We start from the raw sequence: 22473 nt of genomic DNA, 5'->3' as shown, positions 1-22473 counted from the left end.
CCCTCATCCGTCTCGGCGCTACGCGCCGATCCACCTTCTCCCACAAGGGGAGAAGGAAGAGACCCTACCCCTTCCGCAGCGTCTCGACATCGGTCACGCCGACATACCAGTCGCGCGCGTTGACCTCTTCGAACACCACCCAGACATCGTCATTGCCAAGCCCGGTGGCGTCCATGATGGCCGCCGTGACTTTTTTGGCGATGTCAGCCTTCTTGCCCGCCGGGTCGGCGGCGATCACTTCCTTGACGATGCGGATGTTGACGAATGGCATGACGTCCTCCCCTTCATTTTCTGCAAACAGCGCCGAGAGACTGCTTCGAAATTCGCTCTGGTGAGTCATATGATGGTGGTTTCGAGAACCGGAGCGCAGCGGACATTCGGTCCGTGAGCACCGGAAGCGCAGAAAACGCCGTCAGATGGCCGCCAGAGTAGAATTTCCAAGCAGTCTCGCTCAATAGGTCTTGGCTCCGTTCACCATCAGCCGCACCATGTAGAGCGACGTCGTGCCGGCGATGTAGAGGCAATTCAGCTTGTTGCCGCCGAACACGCAATTGGCGGTCACTTCCGGCACCTTGACCTTGCCGATCAGCGTGCCGTCGGGATCATAGCAATGGATGCCGTCGGCGGCGCTGGTCCAGATGCGGCCGGCCTCGTCGAGCCGGAAGCCGTCGAACAGGCCAGCCGTGCAGTCGGCGAACACCTTGCCGCCCGACACCTTCTTGCCGTGCTTGCCGACGTTGAAGACCCGCATATGCGCCGGGTTTTGCGCGCCATGAGTGCGGCCGGTATCGACGACATAGAGCTGGCTTTCATCCAGCGAAAAGGCAAGCCCGTTCGGCCGGACCATGTCGGTGATGACGGCCTCGACCTCGCCGCTGTCGGGATCGACCCGGTAGACGTAGCAGGCGCCGATCTCGCTTTCCGCCTTGTCGCCCTCATAGTCGGTGTCGATGCCGTAGCTCGGATCGGTGAACCAGATCGAACCGTCCGAGCGCACCACGACGTCGTTGGGCGAATTCAGCCGCTTGCCTTTCCATTTGGCCGCGAGGGTGGTGACGGAGCCGTCATGCTCGGTGCGGCTGACGCGGCGGCCGGAATGCTCGCACGTCACCAGCCGGCCCTGCCGGTCGACGGTGTTGCCGTTGGAATTGCCGGAAGGCTGACGGAACACGCTGACATTGCCGTCGGTCTCGTCATAGCGCAGCATGCGGTTGTTGGGGATGTCCGACCAGACGACATAGCGGCCGGCGGCGAACCAGGCTGGCCCTTCCGCCCACTGACAGCCGGTGAACAGCTTTTCCACCTGGGCGTTGCCATTGAACAGCCGCGCGAAACGCGGATCGAGAATTTCGTAATAATCTGCAGCCGCCATGCTTTTCCTCCGGGCATCACGCAAGGCGTGGATCAAGCCAGCCTGCGGGCGAGAAGGCAAGATGGCGCATGCGCAATTTGTAAGACAAAAGACCCACACCCAGCATTGGCTCGGAAACGTGTCTGGCCGTGCATGGTGCTGTTAGCGCTGCATTAACCGGCTATGCGCTCCGTGCAATGGTGCATTGCAACATCTTCTTTTTGCATCGCACCATACCTATGTCATGCTGCGTACAGTCAAGGGAGGAACAAATTCGCCGCGAAATGCGGCACGAAAGGACCCTTGCTATGATCTTCGACAGTCTCATGACCCGCGCTCGCACCTCGATTGCCAAGCGCAAGCACTACAACCGCCTCGTCGCCGAAATCGAGAACCTCTCCGGCCGCGACCTCGCCGACCTGCGCGCCGACCGCTCGGAAATGCTCTACCAGGTCCACAAGCAGATCTACGGCTGATTGCTGAATGACTCGGGCGTCGCCTAGGCGCGTTGAGGTTCAGGTCAGGCCGAGACGAAAACGGTGGATGCCGAGAACCGGAGCGGAGCGTACTTTTCGTACGTGAGCACCGGAAGCGCAGGTATCCGCCGTTTGCAGGCCGGCATCACGTGAACATCAATGCGCCGCCAGTGCCTTCTCGATTTCAGGCATTAGCACCGTCTGCGCCGACTCCCCGGCCAGCGGCCCGACATATTTGTAGGCAATCTTGCCGTCCTTGCCGATGACGAAGGTTTCCGGCACGCCGTAGACACCCCAGTCGATGGCGGTGCGGCCGGCTTCGTCGACACCGATGGCCTGGAACGGATTGCCGAGATCACCGAGGAACCGGCGCGCGTTTTGCGGCTCGTCCTTGTAGTTCAGCGCTGCAAGCGTGAAGCGCTTGTCCCGCGACAGCGCCAGTAGCACCGGATGTTCTTCCCGGCACGGCGCGCACCACGACGCAAAGACATTGACCAGCGTCACCTTGCCGGCGAAGGATTTCGAATCCAGCCCAGGCAGGTTTGACCCTTCCAGCGCCGGCAGATTGGTCTGCGGCGCCGGCAGGCCGATCAGCGCCGACGGCACTTCCGCCTCGTCGCGTCCCGACAAAAGCTGCAGCAGGAACAATCCGGCCAGGCCAAGGAAAACCAGCAGCGGCAATAGCACGATCAGGCGGCGGCGCGGCGGCGCCGGCGTTTCGCTTTCCGTGCTCATGGTTTGCTGGCCTTATCGGAACGACGCCGCACCCCGGCGGCTTCCAGTTCGGCGAGTTCGCGCTTGCGGGCGCGCTGGTCGAGCAGGATCCAGCCGATCAGCCCGGCCAGCACGATTGCCGTGATGCCATAGGCGGCGGTGACATAAAGGGCGTGTGCGCTCATGCAGCCCGCTTCCCTTCCGCTGTCGCTTCGCCGTGCTCGATCATCGCCTTCCCATAGCTTTGCCGCTTCGGCTTCGCAATCGGCCGCTGCGCCGCAGCCGCCACATCAATCCGTTCCATGCCGCAGCGCCAGCGCTGCCGCCACTGGGCCGAGCACGGCAAGAAACAGCGTCAGCGCGGCAAGAATGAGGAAGGGCTGCAGGAACGGGTCGGGATCGGCCACCGCGCCGTAGCTGGCCGACACGCCGAAGATCAGCACCGGGATGGTCAGCGGCAGCACCAGCACCGAAATCAACAGCCCGCCGCGCGGCAGCGCCACCGCCACCGCCGCGCCCACCGCGCCGATGAAGGTGATGGCCGGCGTGCCGACCAGCAGCGTCAGCGCGGTGGCGCCGATGCCGAGCGGTTCCATATTCATGAACAGGCCGAGCAAAGGGGCCGCGACCACCAGCGGCAGAACGCTGCCGGCCCAATGCGCCAGGCACTTCACCAGCACCGTCAGCGCCAGCATGTGGCGGTCGTGGCCCAGCACCAGAAGATCGAGCGAACCGTCCTCGCGGTCGGCCTGGAACAGCCGGTCGAGGCCGAGCAGGCAGGCGAGCAGCGCGCCGATCCACAGGATCGCCGGTCCGATGCGGGCGAGCAGCTTCAGGTCCGGCCCAACGCCGAAGGGGATGGTGGCAATGACGGCGAGGAAGAAGATGACGCCGGTGAGTGCACCGCCGCCGGCACGGATGGAGAGGCGGATGTCGCGCAGGAAGAGGGCTAGCATGATGTGAGATGCTCGCGCTTGAGCACCCCCCTCTGGCCTGCCGGCCATCTCCCCCTCAAGGGGGGAGATTGGATGTCGCCCTCGCTTTCGCCAATTACCGGCGTTTGAAGGCTGGCAGAACACACAAACTGCTGATCTCCCCACTTGAGGGGGAGATGCCCGGCAGGGCAGAGGGGGGTGCCTCGCGCAGACATCAAACTCCCATCCTCAATGCCTGTGCCCCATCCAGTCCCAGCGGCAGGTGCGTCGCCGCAACGACAATCCCGCCCTCCGCGCAATGCCTCTCCATCAACCCCGCAAACCGTTCCTCCGAAGCCTTGTCCAGCCCCGCCGTCGGCTCATCCAGCAGCCACAGCGGCCGATGGCTGACCAGCAATTTGGCAATCGCCGCGCGCCGCCTTTGCCCGGTCGAGAGATAGCCGAACGGCAGATGGCCGATGCCGCCAAGCCCGACCGTCTCCAGCGCCTCTTCGACACCCAACTGGCCATCTCCGTTGAAATCGCGCCAGAAGCGCAGATTCTCCGCCACGCTCAGCGCCGTCTTCATTGCATTGAGATGGCCGAGATAGTGGACGGCCGAAGCAATCGTCGGAAACGTCTCGCCGCCACCTTCGATGCGCACATCGCCTTCGGCTTTCGGCAGCAGCCCGGCGATGACCCTGAGCAGCGTCGATTTGCCTGATCCGTTGGGTCCCGTGACGACCAGCGCCTGACCCTTTTCGAGCGCAAAGCCGATGCCGGAAAAGACCCTGTCGCCGCCGCGTTCGCCGCCCAGATTTTCGGCAATCAGCCGCATGCCTGCCCGTCCCGAAAACTTTACCGCGCGATAGCTGCCGCATCGCACAAATTTGCTCCGCAACTGTCTAGAACTATTCCAGAAAATTCTCTATATGCGGGACATCCGTGCCAGCGGTCGGCACGGGAACAGAATTTGCGCCGAACCAGCGCACGCGCCGCCTTGAACGGCTCGGGTTGCTTGGGAGCGGACAGCGGAAATGGCCGTACCCGCACCTTTGCGCGTGATTGCATGCCCATCGGCGTCCGTTCCCTTTCAGGCTGAACAGACAAGGACGGACCGCACGTGTCAAAATCCCTCGACAGTTTCAATTGCCGCCGCACCCTCACCGTGGGTGGCGCGGACTATGTCTATTACAATCTGGTCGAGGCCGAGAAGAACGGCCTCACCGGCATCGCCCAGCTGCCTTATTCGATGAAGGTGCTGCTGGAGAACCTTTTGCGCAACGAAGACGGCCGCTCCGTCACCAAGGAATCGATCCAGGCGGTTGCCGGCTGGCTGACCGACAAGGGCACCGCCGGCGTCGAGATCGCCTATCGCCCGGCCCGCGTCCTGATGCAGGATTTCACCGGCGTTCCGGCGGTGGTCGATCTGGCTGCGATGCGCGACGGCCTCAAGGCGCTCGGCGGCGACCCGCAGAAGATCAACCCGCTGGTGCCGGTCGACCTCGTCATCGACCATTCCGTCATCGTCGACGAATTCGGCACGCCGATGGCTTTCGCCCGCAATGTCGAGCTCGAATATGAGCGCAACGAAGAGCGCTACAAGTTCCTGAAATGGGGCCAGCAGGCGTTCCGCAACTTCCGTGTCGTGCCGCCCGGCACCGGCATCTGCCACCAGGTCAATCTCGAATATCTCGGCCAGGTCGTCTGGACCAACACGGAAGACGGCGAAACCACCGCCTATCCCGACACCTGCGTCGGCACCGATTCGCACACCACCATGATCAACGGCCTTGGCGTGCTCGGCTGGGGTGTCGGCGGCATCGAGGCCGAGGCCGCCATGCTTGGCCAGCCGGTCTCCATGCTGTTGCCGGAAGTGATCGGCTTCCGCCTCACCGGCAAGCTGAAAGAGGGCGTCACCGCCACCGACCTCGTGCTCACCGTCACCCAGATGCTGCGCAAGAAGGGTGTCGTCGGCAAGTTCGTCGAGTTCTTCGGCCCCGGCCTCTCCAACATGACGCTGGCCGACCGAGCCACCATCGGCAACATGGCGCCTGAATATGGCGCCACCTGCGGCTTCTTCCCGGTCGACGGCGAAACCATCCGCTACCTCACAATGTCCGGTCGCGAGGAAAGCCGCATCGCTCTGGTCGAGGCCTATGCCAAGGCGCAAGGCATGTGGCGCGACACCGGCTCGGCCGATCCCGTCTTTACCGATCTGCTCGAGCTTGAACTCAGCGAGGTCGTGCCGTCGATGGCCGGCCCCAAGCGCCCCGAAGGCCGCGTTGCACTGGAAGGCATTCCAGCCGGCTTCGCCAAGGCGATGGAGACCGAATACAAGAAGGCCGCCGAGATCTCGAAGCGCTACGCCGTCGAAGGCAGCGACCATGACCTCGGCCATGGCGACGTCGTCATCGCTGCCATCACCTCGTGCACCAACACCTCGAACCCGAGCGTGCTGATCGGCGCCGGCCTGCTGGCCCGCAACGCCAACCGGCTCGGCCTCAAGCAGAAGCCGTGGGTAAAAACCTCGCTGGCCCCCGGCAGCCAGGTCGTGGCCGAGTATCTGGAAAAGTCGGGCCTGCAGAAGGAACTCGACCAGATCGGCTTCAACCTGGTCGGCTTCGGCTGCACCACCTGCATCGGCAATTCCGGCCCGCTGCCGGCGCCAATCTCCAAGACCATCAACGATAAAGGTTTGATTGCTGCCGCGGTCTTGTCCGGCAACCGCAACTTCGAAGGCCGCGTCTCGCCTGACGTGCAGGCGAATTACCTGGCGTCGCCGCCGCTGGTCGTCGCGCATGCGCTGGCCGGCACGGTCACCAAGGATCTGACCACCGAACCGCTCGGCGAAGGTCGCGACGGCAAGCCGGTCTACTTGAAGGACATCTGGCCGAGCTCGGCCGAGATCCAGGAGTTCATCGAGAAGAACGTTACGCGAGAGCTGTTCGCCCGCAAATATGCCGACGTCTTCAAGGGCGACGAGTATTGGCAGAACGTCAAGGCGCCGGAAGGCCAGACCTATGCCTGGGACGACAATTCCACCTATGTGCAGAACCCGCCCTACTTCGCCGGAATGACCGCCGGCTTCGGCAAGATCGGCGACATCAAGGGCGCGCGCGTGCTGGGTCTCTTCGGCGACAAGATCACCACCGATCACATCTCGCCGGCGGGTTCGATCAAGGCGGCGTCGCCGGCCGGCAAGTACCTTACCGACCACGGCGTCGGCGTTGCCGACTTCAACCAGTACGGCACGCGGCGCGGCAATCATGAGGTGATGATGCGCGGCACCTTCGCCAACATCCGCATCCGCAACCACATGCTGGGCGAGAACGGCCGCGAGGGCGGCTACACCATCCACTACCCCAGCAAGGAAGAGGAATCGATCTACGACGCGGCGATGGCGTACAAAAGCGAAGGCGTGCCGCTGGTCATCTTCGCCGGCGTCGAATACGGCAACGGCTCGTCACGCGACTGGGCGGCCAAGGGCACCAACTTGCTCGGTGTCCGCGCCGTCATCGCCCAGTCCTTCGAGCGTATCCATCGCTCCAACCTGGTCGGCATGGGCGTCATCCCCTTCGTCTTCGAGGAAGGCACGTCATGGGCCTCGCTCAACCTCAAGGGCGACGAGATCGTCGAGATCGACGGCCTGAGCACCATCAAGCCGCGCCAGACGATGATCGCAAAGGTCACCTATGGCGACGGTACGGTGAAAAACGTGCCGATCATCTGCCGCATCGATACGCTGGACGAGCTCGACTACTTCAAGAACGGCGGCATCCTGCAATACGTGCTGCGCGATCTGGCGGCTTAAGGGCAGGGACTAGGCAGTAGGGATTGGGCAGTAGGGGAACGACACCCTACTGCCTATTTCCCAGTCTTTCCAAAGCATAAGCCGGCCCAAGCCAAAGTTCCGCTCTGTCCACCCGCAGTAGAGACCGGCCGGACTCAGCAAAGTCTCTCACAAACTTTTGATGCCATGCTCCCGATCGAACCGGGCAGCAAAGTGCTCCGTCGTCTTGCAGCCCACCAGCGGTTGCAGGGCTAAAAATTTCACCGCAACGTGACTTCCCGTTGACTGTCGCTTCTGCCACAAATCTGGGCAACCAGAACAAGGCCGGCGTCACCGGCGGGAAATCGGAACGACCATGGCACCTCGACAACCTCTGCGGCTTGCGGCTTTCGCGCTGGCCTTCTCGGCACTTGCCGGGACCGGGTTTGCCGAGGAATCGGGAACGACCCAGGCCGGCAAGCCCCAGATCGACAAGCCCCTCGGTGTGGTCGAGCTGTTCACCAGCCAGGGCTGCAACTCCTGTCCGCCGGCCGACGCTCTCTTTGCCGAGCTGGCGGCCAAGGACAACGTCGTCGCGCTCGCCTACCACGTCAATTACTGGGATTATCTCGGCTGGCAGGACACGCTGAGCAGCAAGGACAACACCGACCGGCAGTATGACTATATGCGCGCCTTCGGCACGCGCTCCGTCTACACGCCGCAAGCCGTTATCAATGGCCGCAGCCATGTCAACGGCGCCAGCCGCAAGGAAGTCGACGGCGCGCTCGCCCGCATGGAGAAGTCCGGCGAAGGCATGCGGGTCTCAATCAAGGTCAGCCGCACCAGCGACCGCGTCATGATCGATGCCGGCGACGCCGGCAGCGGCCCGAGCGACGCCCATGTCGTCATCGTCTATTTCGAACCGCCGCAGACGGTCACCATCGCCAAGGGCGAGAACACCGGCCGCTCGATGACCTACTGGAACGCCGTCACCGGCATCCAGACCGCCGGCATGTGGCACGGCAAGGCGCAGCGCTACGAATTGCCGATGACCGAGATCGCCAAGAAGGGCGGCTGCGCCGTGCTGCTGCAATCGGTCGGCAAGGACGGCCTGCCCGGCCCGATTTTGGGTGCCGCGTTTATTCACAAGCCGTAAGAGGCCCCCTCATCCGGCCGCTTCGCGGCCACCTTCTCCCCGAGGGGAGAAGAGGCAGAAGCAGCGCCAGCGCGAACTCCTCTCCCCTCGGGGAGAGGTCGGATTGTCCCGAATTGCCCTTCGCAATTCGGCTGACAATCCGGGTGAGGGGGGACGCGGCGCTCCTGAAGAAGCGTACCCGAGCCCCAAAAACAAAAAACCGACGTCAGCTTGCTTCTGACGTCGGTCATTTAGGTTTTGGGATCGTCGCACCCGGTCTTTCCCTGGGGAAAGTCCGAGGTTGGTTCGATCCGACGCAGACCCGTGGGCGGGGGGCTTGGGGTTTACGAGCCGGTGCCGGACCGAACCGTCTCAGGCAACGCCGGTAAATTCGTCGGACATTGGGGCATGAGCGCGGATAAAATAAGGCAGGAATGTGGCGGAGCATCACCAATTCAAACACCGCGTTTTATAAAAGTGACTGGACGTTGCGAAAACAGCGCAGCCCCGGGATGGTTAGCCGGGTCTTGCAATTCCACGGCGAACACGCCAACTTCTGCAAGCGAGATTCATTTTTAAAGGGATCGCGGTATGACCGATCGCAGCAGCGGTGGAGCGGAGGATGGGGACGCATCCGCAATATTGATCCCGCTGCACGAGGCGCGACACGAACGCCTCGACCAGCCGGTCCGTTTCGACCGGCGCGAGCTCGATGAGATCCTGAGACTCTACGGACGCATGGTCGCCGCCAATGAATGGCGCGACTACGCCATCGATCATCTATCTGATCGTGCTGTGTTTTCCGTCTTCCGCCGGGCCAGCGAAGTGCCGTTGTTCCAGATCGTCAAGGACCCGAAACTGGCGCGCCGGCAAGGCGCCTTCGCCGTCATCGCTGCCGGCGGCCGCATCCTCAAGCGCGGCCAGGAACTCGGTCGCGTGCTCGGCGTGTTTGACAGCAAGTTGAAGTTGGTCACAGGCTAACTAATTATTTTGCTTGCGAAATTTCCGCTCCGGCAGCGAATCCGGATCGGGCGGCGCCGTTGCCCCGCCATTCAGCGACAGCTGCATGAACACCGTGTCCAGCCAGCGCCCGTGTTTGTAGCCGGAGCCTTCCAGGCGGCCGGAATGGCGAAAGCCGAGCTTTTCATGCAGCCGCACCGAGGCGCTGTCGGCGTGACCGTCGCCGATCACAGCTATGATCTGGCGAAAACCCGCCACCCGGCAGGCCTCGATCAGCGCCTGCATCAGCTTGAGCCCGACGCCCTGGCCCTTGGCGTCTGGCGCGACATAGACCGAATCCTCGACGATGAAGCGGTAGGCCGGGCGTGGCCGGAAGGCGCCAGCATAGGCATAGCCGAGCAGCACGCCATCCTTTTCCGCCACCAGATAGGGAAAGCCGCCCGTCGTCAGGCTGTCGAAGCGCACGCCCATCTCGGCGCGGCTGGGCGGCTCCAGCTCATAGCTCGCCGTGCCATGCGTCACCGCATCGGCGTAGATCCCGGTGATTCGGTCGAGGTCGCTCTCCAGGGCCGCGCGTATGGAAATAGTGCTCACAATTTGTGCAAGTGGTTTCATCTGCCTGCCATAACAGCAAAGGCCGGCATAAAAGAAAAGGGCGGCCGTTGGGCCGCCCTTCGCAAACTCTATGGTCCAGTTGCCTGGATGGAAGACCGCCTAGCGGCGATCGCCCATGAACTGCAGCAGGAACATGAACAGGTTGATGAAGTCGAGATAGAGCCTCAACGCGCCCATGGTGGCCTTGCGGCCGGCCACGTCGGCGCCATCGCCCTCATAGTACATGTCCTTGATCGTCTGCGTGTCATAGGCGGTGAGGCCGGCGAAGATCAGCACGCCGATCGCCGAGATGGCGAAACCGAGCGCCGACGACTGCAGGAAGATGTTGATCACCATGGCGATCACCAACCCGACCACGCCCATGACCAGGAACGAGCCGAACGCCGAAAGGTCGCGCTTGGTCGTGTAGCCATAGAGCGACAGCGCGCCGAAGGCGGCCGCCGTGGCGAAGAAGGTCTGGGTGATCGAGGCGCCGGTGTAGACCAGGAAGATGGTCGACAGCGACAGGCCGACCAGGCCCGAATAGACCCAGAAGGTTGCCTGCGCCGCAGCCACGCTCATCGACTGGATCCTGAACGACAGGAAGAAGACGGCGGCGAGCGGAGCCAGGATGACCACCCAGCGGAAGGCGCTGGCATAGATCAGCGTGCCGAAAGCGGTCAGCTGTCCGTCGCCGGTGACGGCGAGCTGGAAAGCGCCCCAGGCGGCGATGCCGGTGATGAGGAGACCAAGCCCCATCAAATTGTAGACCTTCAGCATATAGCTGCGCAGGCCCTGGTCGATGTCGGCGCGCGCGCCTGGCACGGCCGAAGTCTGGTAATTGCGAATGGGCTCAGCCATTGGAATCCTCTGTTGCTTCTGCCCCGTACGGTGTCAGGTCCATCCGGACCTGGGCGCCGCTGGCGGGGCTCCAGCATGCCTGTGGCGAAATATGATGGTTCTTGACGTCAAGAACAAGACCGTAACGGCCTGCAACGCTTGGTGAATCGCCGGAAGCCGGTTTTCCAGGCTTTCGCGGACGCTGCATTACCAAGATTTAATCGGAAACGGCCGGATTCGGCCGGCTTTGCCGCTTGAAACCTAGAGGTCGCGCAGCACCGGCGCCGCCTTGTGGCCGAGCACCCGCCATGTCCCGGCAAGGCCGATGCCGACGGTGATCGCCAGCGCGAAGATCAAGGTCGCCACGGCCACCTCCGGCATGAAATGCGATGGCAGCGTCATGATGCGGGCAACGATGTACCAGGCCGCGATGCCGCCGGCGGCCAGGGCGAACACCGCGGTGGCGAGCCCAATCAGCATATATTCGAGCGAAAACGCCGTGATCAGCGTCCGCCGCGTTGCGCCCAGTGTCTTCAGCACAACCGCATCGTGGATGCGGGCGCGATTTCCCGCGGCGAGCGCGCCGGCCAGCACCAGCACCGAAGCGATCAGCGCCACGCCGGCCGCCGCCCGGATCGCCGTGCCGAGCTGGCCGACCAGCCGGTTGACGACATCGAGCGCATCCTTGACCCGTACCGTCGTCACCGCAGGGAAAGCGCGAGTGACGGCGTTGAGCAGGCGGGCATCATCTGCTGCCGTGGCATCCTTCTCGGTCAGCGTCGCCAGCCAGCCATGCGGGGCGCCGGCAAAGGTGTTGGGCGAGAACACCATGACGAAATTGATGCCCATCGTCTCCCATTGCACCTCTCGAAAATTGGCGATCCTGGCCGTCACATTGCGGCCCAGCACATTGACGGTGACGGTGTCGCCGAGCTTCAGCCCGAGCGCCTTGCCTTCATCGTGGGAGAACGACACCAGCGGCTCGCCGGTATAGTTGTCGGGCCACCAGCTGCCTTCGGTCAGCGTCGCATTGGCCGGCTGTTTGGCGTCATAGGTCAGGCCGCGGTCGCCGCGCAGCACCCAGGCGCCTTCTGCCGGCACATTGGCCTTGTCGACATCGACGCCGTTCAGCGCCATCACCCGGCCGCGCAGCATCGGCACCTTGACCAGCGTGCCCTTGGGCGCCTCTTTTCCGACAAGCGCCGAGAAGGCGTCGACATCGCCGTTCTGGATGTCGACGAAGAAGAAGTTCGGCGCCCGCTCCGGCAGGCTGCCGGAGATTTGCTGCCGCAGATTCCCGTCGATCAGCGCCAGCGTCACCAAAAGCGTCAAGCCGAGCCCCAGCGATAGCACCACGGACGGCGTCAGCGCGCCGGGCCGATGGATGTTGCCGATGGCGAGCCTCAGCGCAACCGAGCGCACGCGCGGGCTTTTGCGCGCCACCCATTGCACCAGCGCGCCGACGAGACGCAGCACCAGAAAGGCAAAGATGGTGGCACCGACGAAGATGGAGGCAATGCGCTGGTCGCCGGAAAACAGGATGGCCAAAGCCGCCAGAGCGAGCGCGATGCCGACCGCTGCCACTAGGTAGGGCAGGCGCGGAAAGCCGCGACCCTCAAACCCCATTTCGCGAAACAGCGCCGTTGCCGGCACGTCGCGGGCGCGGCCCAGCGGCAACAGCGCGAACGCCAGCGTCACCAGCAGTCCGAACAGCGCTGCCATGGCCAGCGCGCCCGGATAGAAGCCGCCTTCCGCCGGCACCGGAATGACCGATTGCAGCGCGGCACTCGCCGCAAACGGCATGGCGGCGCCGAGGATCAGGCCAAGCACGATGCCGAGGCCGGCGATCATCAGGATCTGCACGAGATAGACGGTGAAGACGAAGCCGCCCGAAGCGCCGAGGCTCTTGAACGTGGCGATGACGCCGCGCTTGCCGTCGAGATAGGCGCGCACCGCGTTCGCCACGCCGACGCCGCCGACCACCAGCGCCGTCAGCCCGACCAGCGTCAGGAATTGCGAGAAGCGTTCGATGTTGGAGGACAGCGCCGGTGCAGCGTTGGAGCGCGTGCGGATCGACCAGCCGGCTTCGGGGAAATCGCGCGCCGCCTTGTCCTGGATGGCCTTGAGATCGGCCTCACTGGCGCTGGCCGGCAGCCGCACCTTGTAGGCATTTTCGACCAGGCTGCCCGGCTGGATCAGCCCGGATGCGGCAAGACCTGCGGTCGAGACCATCAGCCGTGGCGCGAAACCGAACCCATCCGACACCGCGTCCGGCTCACCGGTCAGCCTGGCGCGCAGTTCGAAGGTCGCGCTGCCGAGCTTCAGCCGGTCGCCGATCTTCACATTGAGCCGGTCCAACAGAAGGTCGGGGGCAGCGGCGCCGAAGACACCCGATTTTTCGCCGAACAGATCCTGTCTCGAAAGTGCCGGCTCGGTCTGCAGTGCCCCATAGAGCGGATAGGCATCGTCAACCGCCTTGGCCTCGACCAGCGATTGGTCGGAGCCGTCCTCCAGCCGCGCCATCGAGCGCATGTTGGCGCTGTGCGACACAGCACCTAGGCCATTGAGGAAGGCGCTTTCGGCCGGCACCGTATCGCGCTGGTTGAGCTGGAAGCGCAGATCGCCGCCAAGCAGCGTCTGGCCCTGGTCGGCGACCCCGGCGGTGATCGCCTGCGCCACCGAATTGACGCCGCCTATGGCAGCCACGCCGAGCGCAATGCAGGCCAGGAAGATCATGAAGCCGGACAGCCCGCCGCGCATTTCGCGCAGCGAAAAGCGGAACGCCAGTTTCAGCGTCTGCGACAGCGGCATCAGGCCGGGACCTTGACGTGCAGAGGCGCATCCTCGATGCGGCCCGAGCGCATCGACACCTGGCGCGAACAGCGCGCCGCAAGGGCCGGATCGTGCGTGACCAGCACCAAAGTCATGCCGCGTTCGGCTGCCTTGGCGAACAAAAGGTCGGCAACCTGCCGCCCCGTCGCCTGGTCGAGATTGCCGGTCGGCTCGTCGGCGATGAGAATGCGCGGCGCCGGCGCCAGCGCCCGAGCGATCGCTACGCGCTGCTGTTCGCCGCCGGAGAGTTCACCGGGATAATGCGTGACGCGATCGCTCAGGCCGACGGCTGCGAGTTCGCGAGCCGCGACGCCGAACGGATCGGCATGGCCGGCCAGCTCCAGCGGCACCGCGACATTTTCGAGCGCCGTCATGTTGGGAATGAGATGGAACGACTGGAAGACGATGCCGATGTTTCGGCCCCGAAACGATGCAATCTGGTCCTCGCTTTTGCCGTTAAGCGATTCCCCGGCGATGCGCACCGTGCCCGAATCGACCCGCTCCAGCCCGGCCAGAACCATCAGCAAGGTCGACTTGCCGGACCCCGAGGGGCCGACAATGCCGGTCGCCTCACCGCGCACCACATCGAGGCTGACGCCTTTCAGCACATGGACGGACGACGCGCCTTGGCCGAGGGTCAGGGAAACGTCTTTCAGCTCGATGACGGCTTCTGTCACAATTAAAGCGTCCTATATCAGGATGAAGGCTCTGCTTGCCGGAAGCCGTCGCCGGAAGAATTCTTGGTCATATGGGGCCTGCCGCATGTCTTTCAAACGCAAGATGTCTTTCAAACGCTCGATTGCCGCAGGGCTCATCCTTTTCCTCACCTTTTGCGGCGCCATTTCGTCGGCGCGGGCCGAGACATTCACCATCGTCGGCTTCGGCGACAGCCTGATGGCGGGTTTCGGCCTCGGCCCCGGCGAAGGCTTTACCGACAAATTGCAGGCAGCCCTTCGCGCCAAGGGCCATGACGTCACCGTCGCCAATGCCGGTGTTTCCGGCGATACGTCGAGCGGAGGCCTGTCGCGGCTCGACTGGTCGGTGCCGGATGGCACAAGGCTGGTCATCCTCGAACTCGGCGCCAACGACATGCTGCGCGGCGTCTCGCCCAACATTACTGAAAAGAACCTGGACGAGATGCTGGCGAAGCTGAAAGCGCGCAAGATCGCCGTGCTTCTGGCCGGCATGCGCGCCGCGCCCAATCTCGGTGCCGACTACCAGAGCGCCTTCGATGCGATCTATCCGAAGCTGGCCGCGAAATACGATGTGCCGCTTTATCCGTTCTTTCTCGACGGCGTTGCCGGGCAGCCCGGCCTGCGGCTGGAAGACGGCTTGCATCCCAACCCGAAAGGCGTCGATGCGATGGTCGAGCGCATCCTGCCGACCGTGGAAAAGGCAATTGCAGCGGTCGAGGGCGGTGCCTGAGGCCGGGCATTCGCTCCTGGTACGACTTTCCGTAAGGGAAACATTAGGGAAAGCCTGCGACCAACAAACCACTTGCCCTGCTTGAATATCGATGATTCGGTAGGGACATAGTTCGATTCGAGGAAGGGAGGCTCACCATGCCGCGTCTTTTCACCGCCCTCGAAATGCCGCGTGACGCCGCCCTTTCGCTGTCCCTGCTCCGGGGCGGCCTGCCCGGGGCGCGCTGGATCGATGTCGAAAACTATCACATGACGCTGCGCTTCATCGGCGATGTCGAGGGCCATGTCGCCGACGAGATCGCCAACGCGCTCGACCGGGTTCACCGCCCATCCTTCTCGCTAACGCTGTCCGGGGTCGGCGCCTTCGGCCAGAAAAAGCCACATGCCGTCTGGGCCGGCGTTTTCGCCTCGCCTGACCTTTCCGCCCTGCAAGGCGAGATCGACCGCATCTGCCAGCGGCTCGGCCTGCCGGCCGACCCACGCAAGTTCACGCCGCATGTAACGCTGGCGCGGCTTCGCAATTCGAGCCCGCTCGACGTCGCGCAATATCTGTCGGCGCGCGGCAATTTCTCGACGCTGCCATTCCGCGTCGGCCGCTTCGTGCTGATGTCGTCGCGCGATTCGGTCGGCGGCGGCCCCTACATCGTCGAGGAAGCCTGGCCGCTGTCCGGCGCCGATGCGCGCTCCTCGAGCAGCTTTGCCAGCGCCTCCGACGCTTCGCGGATCATGCGGTAGACCGAAGCGAAGGCTTCCTGTCCGTCGTAATAGGGATCCGGCACATCGCGGGTTTTGCCCTGCGCGAACTCCGCCAGGAGATGGATGCGTTCGTGGGCCGCGACAGGCGCCATGGCTCTGAGATCGCGGACATTCTGCCGATCCATGCCGAGGATCAGGTCGAATCGCGAAAAATCCTCCGGCCTGACCTTGCGCGCCCGCTGCCCGGAAATGTCGATGCCGTGGCGGACGGCAATCGCAACCGAGCGCGGGTCGGGAGCTTCGCCGAGGTTCCAACCGCCGGTTGCCGCAGAATCCAACACCATGTCGCGGCCGCGCTCGACCAGCACGGCGCGAAACACGCCTTCGGCCAGTGGCGAGCGGCAGATGTTGCCGAGGCAGACGAACAGAATGGAATTTATCGGCCTTGTGCTCATTCGATATGCGCCGTTCGTGCATTTGGAACCCCAAAACGCAAGGCATGTTTGGGTGACTTGCATTATGGTGAGATCAAAATCGGGATAGCACGGGAAATCATCATGACGAGAGAAAAACTCAGCAAGGACGCCATCGCCGCAGCACTGGCCGAACTCGGCGGCTGGTCGCTGGCCGCGGACGGCGCCTCCATCAAGCGCAGCTTCGTCTTCAAGAATTTCTCCGAAGCCTTTGCCTTCATGACCCGCGTCGCTTTGGCGGCGGAGAAGATGGACCATCACCCCGACTGGTCGAATGTCTACAAGACGGTCGACGTGACGCTGAACACGCACGACGCCGGCGGCGTCACCGCGCTCGACATCGCGCTGGCGAAGAAGATGAACGGCTATTTCGGCGGCTGACCGCCCGGCGCCGCGACGCGCCGGCACCGGCAAATCGGCGCCATCCTCTTGCAGCGGGGTTCGGCTTTCACCACATTTTCCGATGGCGGCCGCGCGCAACACGCTGCGCTTCGGCCTGCAAAGGAGACATTGATGGCGCAACAACCCGGTTTTGACTTCTTCGGCTTCGGCAACAGACTGGGCGATGAAAGCGAAGTGCGCGCCAAATTCTGGCGCACGGCCAAGAAGGCCGCGCGGCAGATTCCGTTCATGGAAGAGGTTGTCGCCGCCTATTACTGCGCGCTCGACAAGAAGACGCCTTTGCGCGCCAAGGGCATATTGCTCGCCGCGCTCGGCTATTTCGTGCTGCCGGTCGATGTCATCCCGGATTTCGTCCTCGGCCTCGGCTTCACCGACGACATCGCCGTGCTGACCGCCGCAATCACCGCCGTCAGCGCCCATATCACGCCTGCTCACCGCCAGGCCGCCAAGGAGGCGATCGCCGACAAAGCTGACCGGCGGCCATCTCAGCAGGACATTGTTTCCACCGCTCAAACAGGGCGATAGCACCCGGCCTCGGCTTCCGCTGCGGCCGTTGAAAAAGTCAAACTCTTGCCGCTTTCGTGGCCTCCAAGTCGCCGCAGGGACATTGCGAAAAGCCGTTTTTCAACAAGCGGCGCGGAAATGGCGGTGGTTTCCATGGGTGAATGTCCTTTTCCGAGGGAAATTCACCGTTTGGTAACCCAGATTAAATCAAAATGAAGCGACGGGCAGGACGCCAAGCCGGCCTGCCCCCGCACCATATGGAATACGGGAAAAACGATGCGCGGATTGATTGCACTAGTCTCGAGCCTGGTCCTGGTGGCCTCTGCAGCGCCGGCGCTGGCGCAGCAGGCGACCAAGATCGGCCAGCACAACGCTTGGGGCACCTACAGCTACCAGGCGCAGGGCGGCAAGGTCTGCTACGTCTTGACCGTGCCGACCGACAAGCAGCCGCCGACGCTCGACCATGGCGACATGTTCTTCTTCGTCAGCCAGCGGCCGGGCCAGCAAGTGTCCTACGAACCGCAATTCATCGCCGGCTACACCTTCCAGGAAGGCTCCAAGGCCACCGTCACCATCGACAAGAAGTCGTTCTCGATGTTCACCCGCGGCAAGTCGGCCTGGGTGGAGAATGCCGCCGAAGAGCCGGTGCTGATCGCCGCCATGAAGACCGGCACCGACATGAAGGTGTCGGCGAAGTCGGGCCGCGGCAACACGACAACCTATGTGTTTTCGCTGAAAGGCATTTCGGCCGCGCTGTCGTCGATCGCCAAGTGCAAGTAGGCTGACGGGGGCCGCGTGTGCGGCCCCGCATGACTCTCACCGCAACCTGTGCTATGCGCCGCGCTTCTTTTCGGCACGATGGATGAAATCGGCCGCAATTCGCTTATATTGGCGCTGATATGACCCTTTCCTTCGATCTCACTACTGAGGGCGCACGCGATGCGTTGCGTGCCCGCGCTGCTTCGGCCGAAAAGCCGTCGCTGATCGGCCTGACCCGGGCCGAGCTCGGCGAAGCTCTTGTTAGCGCCGGCATCGTACCCGAGCGCCAGGCAAAGATGCGCGCCCAGCAGCTGTGGCACTGGATGTATGTGCGCGGCGTGTCCGACTTTGCCGGCATGTTCAACATCTCCAAGGATCTGCGCGGCGAGCTCGACAAGCATTTCACCGTCGCCCGGCCCGAAATCGTCGAGGAGCAGATTTCCTCCGACGGCACCCGCAAGTGGCTGTTCCGCTTTCCGCCGCGTGGCGCCGGCCGTCCGGTCGAGATCGAGACCGTCTATATCCCCGAGGAAGGCCGCGGCACGCTCTGCATCTCCTCGCAGGTCGGCTGCACGCTGACCTGCTCCTTCTGCCACACCGGCACGCAGAAGCTGGTGCGCAACCTGACGGCGGAAGAAATCCTCGCACAATTGCTCACCGCGCGCGACCGTCTCGGCGATTTCCCCGACCGCGACACGCCCGACGGCGCCATCGTGCCGGCAGAGGGCAGAAAAGTCTCCAACATCGTCATGATGGGCATGGGCGAGCCGCTGTACAATTTCGAGGCGGTGAAGAAGGCGCTGCTCATCGCCTCCGACGGCGATGGGCTGTCGCTGTCCAAGCGCCGCATTACGCTGTCGACCTCCGGCGTGGTGCCGGAAATCCTGCGCACCGGCGAAGAGATCGGCGTCATGTTGGCGATCTCGCTGCACGCCACCAATGACGACCTGCGCGACTTGCTTGTGCCGATCAACAAGAAGTATCCGCTGAAGGACCTGATCGCGGCCTGCCGCGCCTATCCCGGCCTGTCCAACGCCAAGCGCATCACCTTCGAATATGTGATGCTGAAGGACGTCAACGATTCCATCGAGGACGCCAAGGGGCTGATCAAACTGCTCAAGGGCATTCCAGCCAAGATCAATCTGATCCCGTTCAACCCGTGGCCGGGCACCAACTACCAGTGCTCGGACTGGGAAACGATCGAGAAATTCGCCGACTACATCAACAATGCCGGCTACGCCTCGCCGATCCGCACGCCCCGCGGCCGCGACATCCTGGCCGCCTGCGGCCAGCTCAAGTCGGACTCCGAGCGCATGCGCAAGGTCGACCGGCTGGCGCTGGAAGCCATGATGATTGCGGGGCACGGCGAGGCGTGAGCCGCCTCATCGCCTATCTCGTCCGCTTCGCCGTCATCCTGTTCGGCTATATCGTCGCCTCGCTGGCGGCGAGCGCCTTTCTCAACGTGCTGTTCCTGGCCTCGCTCGGCTACGCGCCGGAACATGCCCACCCGACGGCCACCGCATCGCTGTATTTTTCAATCCCCTTCGTGGCGCTGTTCATCGCTTATTTCGCCTTCATGCCGGCGGCCATCGTCATCCTGATCTCGGAAATCTTCCGCCGCCGCGACTGGCTGTTCTATGCGCTTGCGGGCGGCGTCGTGGCCGCGGTGTTCCTCGGCTTCGTCCACCGGAATGCCGACATCAATTTCGACATCACCGATCCGCGCGCCATCGCCGCCGTGATCGGCTGCGGCATGGTCGGCGGCATCTTTTACTGGCTAAGCGCCGGCCGCTGGGCCGGAAGCTGGTGGCAGAGTGACGCCTCTCTTCGCTGATCGATAAAGTCATCCTGGCAATAACAATACCAACCTTTGACCAGCAACCCGCTCGCGACGTGGGGCAACCTATCTTAACGGTTCTGGCCTACGGAGTGGGGGCGACCATCTCGCTTCAACCTCTTGGGTTTCAGCTTTGGCACAATTCATCGCGACCCGGTTTGCAACCGTAGTGATCGGTTTCATCGCGGCGGTGTTGGCGTCCAGCGTGACAGTCGCCGCCGCAATAACAGCACTCACTGTCTGGACAGAGCCTGGGTCGTCGCTGTCGGCGGATCTGTTGCCGTTATCGGTGATAGCCCTGTTCATGGCTTTCTACCTGTCGATGGGCGTCGCCATCTTCAGTTTTCTGCCTTTCTGTCTGATGGTTCTGATCGCCGAGACCAGATCGATCAGGATACCAATCTACTATGCGATCATGGGCGGCTTGTGCGGATTGGCCGGCAGCGCGCTCGTGTTCTGGGTAGCGTCGTCCAGACATGTCCACCCACACGAAATGCCCGTACAGATTGTCCCCCTTTTAAGGTCCGGCCGAACGTTGTTTGTCGTCGGCCTGATCGCCGGCCTGGCCTATTGGGCGGTTGCCGGGCGTAGCGCAGGCCGGCGCGGGCCTACTTCGCCTGAGCGGTCAGAATCTTGAGCGCGAAGGCCGAAAACACCCCGGCAAAGAGATAGTCGACCACCCGCGTCACGCGCGGGCTGGCCTTCATCGCCGCCGAAAACTTTTCCGCGGCAAACACCATCGGCGCCGTCACCGGGATCGACAGCACGATGAACGTGACGCCGAGGAAGAACAATTGTCCCGCCGCGTTCGGGTCATGCGCCGAAACGAACTGCGGCAAAAACGTCATGAAAAACAGGATGATCTTCGGGTTGAGCAGATTGACACCGAGCCCGGCGGCCCAGCTGCGGGACAGCGAAATCTCAGGGCCGCTCTTCTTCTCCGGTGAAAACGCCGAGCCCTTGGCGAGAGCCTGCCAGGCGAGGAAGACGAGATAGGCGGCGCCGAAGATTTTCAGCACGAGGAAGGCCATCGGCGAGGCGACGATCAGCGCCGAGATGCCGACGGCCACCAAAGTGGTATGGATCAGCGTGCCGGTGAGCGCCCCGGCCAGCGAGGCAAAGCCGGCGGCGCGGCCCTGGCTCAGCGTGCGCGAGACGAACAGCGTCATGTCGGGCCCCGGCGTGATCGCCAGGATCATGGTGGCGATGGCGAACGGGATCAGCGTCGTGGTGTCGGGAATGAAGGACATTGGTCACCTCTGCGCGAAGGATGCGCCGCCCTATAGCGCAGGCGCCGCGCCCGGGCCAGCTTCTGCCAGCCGCAGCATCTGGTCCAGCCTTGATCGGCGTTCGTCCCTTGCGCTGGCCGGAAAGCCCGTGATACCTCGCCCGCGAAGAACCCTTGTCGCGGAACCCGCCAACATGTCGAAGACAAAAGACGTCAAGAAGGTCGTGCTCGCTTATTCCGGCGGTCTCGACACCTCCATCATCCTGAAATGGCTGCAGACCGAACTCGGCGCCGAAGTCGTCACCTTCACTGCCGATCTCGGCCAGGGCGGCGAACTGGAGCCGGCGCGCAAGAAGGCCGAGATGATGGGCATAAAGGATATCCGCGTCGTCGATGTGCGCGAGGAGTTCGTGTCCGACTTCGTCTTCCCGATGTTTCGCGCCAACGCCGTCTATGAAGGCACCTATTTGCTCGGCACCTCGATCGCCCGGCCGCTGATCTCCAAGCATCTCGTCGAGATCGCCAAAGAGACCGGCGCCGACGCGATTGCGCATGGCGCTACCGGAAAGGGCAACGATCAGGTCCGTTTCGAGCTGTCGGCCTATGCGCTGAACCCCGACATCAAGGTCATTGCGCCCTGGCGCGACTGGTCGTTCAAGTCGCGTACCGACCTGATCAACTTCGCCGAGCAGCACCAGATCCCGGTGGCGAAGGACAAAAGAGGCGAAGCACCCTTCTCGGTCGACGCCAATCTGCTGCACTCCTCCTCCGAGGGCAAGGTGCTGGAAGATCCGTGGAGCGAGCCGCCGGAATTCGTCCACCAGCGCACCGTCTCGCCGATGGATGCTCCGGACAAGGTCACCGAGATCGAGATCGAGTTTTTGAAGGGCGACCCGATTGCGCTGAACGGTAAGAAACTGTCGCCGGCCGAGATGCTGACGGCCCTCAACGATCTCGGACGCGACAATGGCATCGGCCGTCTCGACCTGGTCGAGAACCGCTTCGTCGGCATGAAGTCGCGCGGCGTCTACGAAACGCCCGGCGGCACCATCCTGATCGTGGCCCACCGCGCCATCGAATCGATCACGCTGGACCGGGGTGCGGGCCACCTCAAGGACGAGTTCATGCCGCGCTATGCCGAGCTGATTTACAACGGCTTCTGGTTCTCGCCCGAGCGGCTGATGCTGCAGGCGATGATCGACAAGAGCCAGGAAGACGTCGAAGGAACGGTGCGCCTGAAGCTCTACAAGGGCAATGTCATGGTCACCGGCCGCAAGTCGAAGAAGACGCTCTATTCCGATGCACTGGTTACCTTCGAGGACGACCGCGGCGCCTATGACCAGAAGGACGCCGCCGGCTTCATCCGCCTCAACGCGCTGCGGCTGAGGACACTGGCCGCACGCAACCGCAAGGGTTGAGCCCAACTACTATCTTGGAAAAACCCGGCGGAGACGTCGGGTTTTTATTTGCTGCCTCTAATATAAGAAAAGTCAAATCGGCCAGGCGGCTCCTGTTGACCTGCCGAAAGCTTGATCTAAATTCCCTCGCGGGACGGAGGGATT

The 22473-nt window shown here is 63.2% G+C and carries 26 protein-coding genes; 13 read left to right on the top strand and 13 right to left on the bottom strand.

The annotated features are described in order from the left end of the window. Positions 1–64: 64 nt before the first annotated feature. Entirely contained in the window at positions 65–271 is a 207-nt protein-coding gene (locus AC1DYJ_RS05255) for a tautomerase family protein (RefSeq protein ID WP_477289203.1), read from the bottom strand. Positions 272–451: 180 nt separating this feature from the next. Continuing rightward, a complete protein-coding gene (locus AC1DYJ_RS05250; RefSeq protein WP_477289201.1) occupies positions 452–1372 on the bottom strand; it encodes an SMP-30/gluconolactonase/LRE family protein in 921 nt (306 codons plus the stop codon). 287 nt (positions 1373–1659) lie between these two features. Here AC1DYJ_RS05250 and AC1DYJ_RS05245 point away from each other — a divergent pair, with 287 nt between their 5' ends. After that, the gene (locus AC1DYJ_RS05245; protein ID WP_142867213.1) at positions 1660–1827 is read left to right on the top strand and encodes a hypothetical protein; all 168 of its coding nucleotides are present in this window, start codon (positions 1660–1662) and stop codon (positions 1825–1827) included. 156 nt (positions 1828–1983) lie between these two features. On the opposite strand, the gene AC1DYJ_RS05240 is transcribed toward AC1DYJ_RS05245, so the two are convergent. The 4 genes from AC1DYJ_RS05240 to ccmA form a co-directional block, all read right to left on the bottom strand. Next, positions 1984–2562 (bottom strand): DsbE family thiol:disulfide interchange protein, encoded by a 579-nt coding sequence (locus tag AC1DYJ_RS05240; RefSeq protein WP_477289199.1) that lies wholly within the window; start codon positions 2560–2562, stop codon positions 1984–1986. Beyond that, entirely contained in the window at positions 2559–2726 is a 168-nt protein-coding gene (gene ccmD / locus AC1DYJ_RS05235) for a heme exporter protein CcmD (RefSeq protein ID WP_477289197.1), read from the bottom strand. Before ccmD ends, AC1DYJ_RS05240 begins: the two co-directional genes overlap by 4 nt. Positions 2727–2831: 105 nt before the next feature. Further along, complete coding sequence (ccmB, locus tag AC1DYJ_RS05230; protein WP_477289195.1) at positions 2832–3497, bottom strand: heme exporter protein CcmB; 666 nt, start codon at positions 3495–3497, stop codon at positions 2832–2834. Positions 3498–3690: 193 nt separating this feature from the next. Beyond that, positions 3691–4293, bottom strand: a complete 603-nt coding sequence (ccmA, locus tag AC1DYJ_RS05225; protein WP_477289193.1) for a heme ABC exporter ATP-binding protein CcmA — start codon at positions 4291–4293, stop codon at positions 3691–3693. Between the two features lie 285 nt (positions 4294–4578). On the opposite strand from ccmA, the gene acnA reads away from it, so the two are divergent. From acnA to AC1DYJ_RS05210, 3 genes are all read left to right on the top strand, one after another. After that, positions 4579–7269, top strand: a complete 2691-nt coding sequence (acnA, locus tag AC1DYJ_RS05220) for an aconitate hydratase AcnA (RefSeq protein ID WP_477289191.1) — start codon at positions 4579–4581, stop codon at positions 7267–7269. Positions 7270–7603: 334 nt separating this feature from the next. Further along, positions 7604–8383 (top strand): DUF1223 domain-containing protein, encoded by a 780-nt coding sequence (locus AC1DYJ_RS05215; protein ID WP_477289189.1) that lies wholly within the window; start codon positions 7604–7606, stop codon positions 8381–8383. 570 nt (positions 8384–8953) lie between these two features. Continuing rightward, complete coding sequence (locus tag AC1DYJ_RS05210) at positions 8954–9343, top strand: DUF2794 domain-containing protein (RefSeq protein ID WP_477289187.1); 390 nt, start codon at positions 8954–8956, stop codon at positions 9341–9343. Here the strand turns inward: AC1DYJ_RS05210 and AC1DYJ_RS05205 are convergent, their stop codons facing one another. The 4 genes from AC1DYJ_RS05205 to AC1DYJ_RS05190 form a co-directional block, all read right to left on the bottom strand. After that, positions 9344–9916, bottom strand: a complete 573-nt coding sequence (locus AC1DYJ_RS05205) for an N-acetyltransferase family protein (RefSeq protein ID WP_477289185.1) — start codon at positions 9914–9916, stop codon at positions 9344–9346. A 120-nt stretch (positions 9917–10036) separates the two neighbouring features. Next, on the bottom strand, positions 10037–10777 hold the full coding sequence (locus tag AC1DYJ_RS05200) for a Bax inhibitor-1/YccA family protein (protein WP_477289183.1): 741 nt from the start codon (positions 10775–10777) through the stop codon (positions 10037–10039). A 240-nt stretch (positions 10778–11017) separates the two neighbouring features. Further along, positions 11018–13567, bottom strand: a complete 2550-nt coding sequence (locus AC1DYJ_RS05195; RefSeq protein ID WP_477289181.1) for an ABC transporter permease — start codon at positions 13565–13567, stop codon at positions 11018–11020. After that, positions 13567–14265 (bottom strand): ABC transporter ATP-binding protein, encoded by a 699-nt coding sequence (locus tag AC1DYJ_RS05190; protein WP_477289179.1) that lies wholly within the window; start codon positions 14263–14265, stop codon positions 13567–13569. The genes AC1DYJ_RS05195 and AC1DYJ_RS05190 overlap by 1 nt, the downstream gene beginning before the upstream one ends. Positions 14266–14368: 103 nt before the next feature. Here AC1DYJ_RS05190 and AC1DYJ_RS05185 point away from each other — a divergent pair, with 103 nt between their 5' ends. Together AC1DYJ_RS05185 and thpR are read left to right on the top strand one after the other, a co-directional pair. Next, a complete protein-coding gene (locus AC1DYJ_RS05185; protein ID WP_477289211.1) occupies positions 14369–15013 on the top strand; it encodes an arylesterase in 645 nt (214 codons plus the stop codon). Positions 15014–15150: 137 nt separating this feature from the next. Beyond that, positions 15151–15747, top strand: a complete 597-nt coding sequence (gene thpR / locus AC1DYJ_RS05180; RefSeq protein ID WP_477235534.1) for an RNA 2',3'-cyclic phosphodiesterase — start codon at positions 15151–15153, stop codon at positions 15745–15747. On the opposite strand, the gene AC1DYJ_RS05175 is transcribed toward thpR, so the two are convergent. Further along, complete coding sequence (locus tag AC1DYJ_RS05175; RefSeq protein WP_477289177.1) at positions 15651–16163, bottom strand: low molecular weight protein-tyrosine-phosphatase; 513 nt, start codon at positions 16161–16163, stop codon at positions 15651–15653. The two genes, thpR and AC1DYJ_RS05175, sit on opposite strands and share 97 nt — an antisense overlap. A gap of 102 nt (positions 16164–16265) precedes the next feature. Between AC1DYJ_RS05175 and AC1DYJ_RS05170 the strand changes: the two genes are divergently transcribed. Together AC1DYJ_RS05170 and AC1DYJ_RS05165 are read left to right on the top strand one after the other, a co-directional pair. Beyond that, positions 16266–16562, top strand: a complete 297-nt coding sequence (locus AC1DYJ_RS05170; RefSeq protein WP_477289175.1) for a 4a-hydroxytetrahydrobiopterin dehydratase — start codon at positions 16266–16268, stop codon at positions 16560–16562. A gap of 132 nt (positions 16563–16694) precedes the next feature. Beyond that, entirely contained in the window at positions 16695–17108 is a 414-nt protein-coding gene (locus AC1DYJ_RS05165; RefSeq protein ID WP_477289173.1) for a YkvA family protein, read from the top strand. On the opposite strand, the gene AC1DYJ_RS05160 is transcribed toward AC1DYJ_RS05165, so the two are convergent. Then, on the bottom strand, positions 17093–17242 hold the full coding sequence (locus tag AC1DYJ_RS05160) for a hypothetical protein (RefSeq protein WP_477289171.1): 150 nt from the start codon (positions 17240–17242) through the stop codon (positions 17093–17095). The two genes, AC1DYJ_RS05165 and AC1DYJ_RS05160, sit on opposite strands and share 16 nt — an antisense overlap. A 121-nt stretch (positions 17243–17363) precedes the next feature. Here AC1DYJ_RS05160 and AC1DYJ_RS05155 point away from each other — a divergent pair, with 121 nt between their 5' ends. From AC1DYJ_RS05155 to AC1DYJ_RS05140, 4 genes are all read left to right on the top strand, one after another. Next, positions 17364–17867: an invasion associated locus B family protein gene (locus tag AC1DYJ_RS05155; RefSeq protein WP_112560070.1), complete on the top strand. Its 504-nt coding sequence runs from the start codon at positions 17364–17366 to the stop codon at positions 17865–17867. A gap of 119 nt (positions 17868–17986) precedes the next feature. Further along, a complete protein-coding gene (gene rlmN, locus AC1DYJ_RS05150; protein WP_477289169.1) occupies positions 17987–19222 on the top strand; it encodes a dual-specificity RNA methyltransferase RlmN in 1236 nt (411 codons plus the stop codon). After that, positions 19219–19680: a hypothetical protein gene (locus tag AC1DYJ_RS05145; protein WP_477289167.1), complete on the top strand. Its 462-nt coding sequence runs from the start codon at positions 19219–19221 to the stop codon at positions 19678–19680. Before rlmN ends, AC1DYJ_RS05145 begins: the two co-directional genes overlap by 4 nt. A 136-nt stretch (positions 19681–19816) precedes the next feature. Continuing rightward, a complete protein-coding gene (locus AC1DYJ_RS05140; RefSeq protein WP_477289165.1) occupies positions 19817–20320 on the top strand; it encodes a hypothetical protein in 504 nt (167 codons plus the stop codon). Here AC1DYJ_RS05140 and AC1DYJ_RS05135 read toward each other — a convergent pair. Continuing rightward, positions 20292–20933, bottom strand: coding sequence for a LysE family translocator (locus AC1DYJ_RS05135; RefSeq protein ID WP_477289163.1), 642 nt, complete (start codon positions 20931–20933; stop codon positions 20292–20294). The two genes, AC1DYJ_RS05140 and AC1DYJ_RS05135, sit on opposite strands and share 29 nt — an antisense overlap. Positions 20934–21105: 172 nt before the next feature. Here AC1DYJ_RS05135 and AC1DYJ_RS05130 point away from each other — a divergent pair, with 172 nt between their 5' ends. After that, a complete protein-coding gene (locus AC1DYJ_RS05130) occupies positions 21106–22329 on the top strand; it encodes an argininosuccinate synthase (RefSeq protein ID WP_477289161.1) in 1224 nt (407 codons plus the stop codon). Positions 22330–22473 lie beyond the last annotated feature (144 nt).

This window comes from Mesorhizobium sp. P2_B11 (assembly GCF_056404855.1).
The sequence above is the reverse complement of the archived record's forward strand: the minus strand, read 5'-3'. Positions and strand labels throughout refer to the sequence as shown.